The 1,405-nt window shown below is 34.7% G+C and carries 3 protein-coding genes and 1 pseudogene; 2 read left to right on the top strand and 2 right to left on the bottom strand.

All coding sequences use genetic code 11. The annotated features are described in order from the left end of the window. Positions 1–37: 37 nt before the first annotated feature. Positions 38–429: pseudogene (locus RZN25_18390) on the bottom strand (ATP-binding protein). A gap of 114 nt (positions 430–543) precedes the next feature. Further along, positions 544–657 carry a Mu transposase C-terminal domain-containing protein gene (locus tag RZN25_18385; protein ID MEQ6378768.1) on the bottom strand — a complete coding sequence of 38 codons (114 nt, stop codon included), beginning with the start codon at positions 655–657 and terminating at the stop codon, positions 544–546. A 104-nt stretch (positions 658–761) separates the two neighbouring features. Between RZN25_18385 and RZN25_18380 the strand changes: the two genes are divergently transcribed. Together RZN25_18380 and RZN25_18375 are read left to right on the top strand one after the other, a co-directional pair. Beyond that, positions 762–923, top strand: a complete 162-nt coding sequence (locus tag RZN25_18380) for a hypothetical protein (protein MEQ6378767.1) — start codon at positions 762–764, stop codon at positions 921–923. Next, positions 916–1,230 (top strand): type II toxin-antitoxin system PemK/MazF family toxin, encoded by a 315-nt coding sequence (locus RZN25_18375; protein ID MEQ6378766.1) that lies wholly within the window; start codon positions 916–918, stop codon positions 1,228–1,230. The genes RZN25_18380 and RZN25_18375 overlap by 8 nt, the downstream gene beginning before the upstream one ends. Positions 1,231–1,405: the final 175 nt, after the last annotated feature.

The raw sequence follows: 1,405 nt of genomic DNA, 5'->3' as shown, positions 1-1,405 counted from the left end.
CGATTGGTAGCGGCATTGTTTACATTCGTAAAGACGGCATCTCATCTAATATAAATACCGGTGTGACTTTTCGTTCCTCGTCCATTCGTTCAATTCTTGTTGAATCTGACGGAACAAATCTACTTTTCGAAACTTCGGTTCTTCTCCTAATCCATAAGCCAACCCTCGATAGAAATCCATGACACCACCGGTAGACAATGGGAAATAGATGACATGATACAATGCTGGATTAAGAAAATCCTTAAATGATCGTAAGGTAAATGTTTTTCCGGCACCAGGATCTCCAATTACTAATCCAATCCCTTTGGATTTTTGTAAATACTTTAGTCCATGTAATGCCTCCTGATAGCTTTTCGATTGAAAGGCATCTTCCGATTTCATATCCTTTGAAAATGGCTCTCTTGCTAGCAAATAGAATGATTTATACATGATCAGATTCCTCCTCTTGAGAAATTTCCGAAACAGCGAATGGAGATTGTCCTCGTTTTACATGGGCGCTATCATGCATCGTAACTGGGTTAGCTTTCGCCATTTTCTTACCATTTATAATATATATACGGACTGTTCGTCCATTCGAACCTCAATTTTTTGTCCGATATATTGGGAAGGAACTTCGTATAATCTTTTATCTATTGTAATCGTTCCATCCAGTTTCACTTTACGATCCGCACGCTTTAAGATCGTCGACTATGTTTTATTATAAATTAGTTCTATAGTATAATTGATATAAAGAAATTTATTGTTAAATGAGGTGGTTACGTATGACTGCTGATGAAATAATGAAAGCAATAGAAGAAATGGATAATGGGGAACGGATAAAATTGCTTAATAAATTATTTGATAATTACTTTGACAGCAGACCTCCAAAAGATCAAATAATAAAAGAAAAAGAAGAAATATTTTGGGGTAGAGAAGATGAGTAAAACAGGTAAGCGTGGAGAAATATGGACAGTTGAATTAAATGGTAAGAGAAGACCTGTGCTCATAGTAAGTAATGATAACGTGGTTGTAGAATTAGATCATCTAATTGCAACAGTTACAAGTCAACATACTAGGAATGAATTTGATGTTACGATTGAATACTGGGAAGAAGCTGGCTTAGATAAACCTTCTATTGTTAGATGTTCTAAACTAAACACTGTTCATTATAAGGAATTACTATTTAAAATCGGGAAACTACATGAACATGATTTAGAGAGGGTATTACAAACAATTCGAAATTATTTTTGATTTGTGTGTATGAAGTAGAGTTAGGTCCATCGGTATCTGTAAAAATTTAAAATGATAAACACTCACAAATGTTGATAAAACAATGTTCTGTTCTGAGTGTTTTTTTATGTCAGGTGTCTTCTTTGGATCGTAAACCTTGTACTCATGTTTGAATCCAGCGTTAGCTAAGGTCCTG

The sequence above is a fragment of the Bacillaceae bacterium S4-13-56 genome (assembly GCA_040191315.1).
In the GTDB taxonomy this organism is placed as follows: domain Bacteria; phylum Bacillota; class Bacilli; order Bacillales; family JAWJLM01; genus JAWJLM01.
The sequence above is the reverse complement of the archived record's forward strand: the minus strand, read 5'-3'. Positions and strand labels throughout refer to the sequence as shown.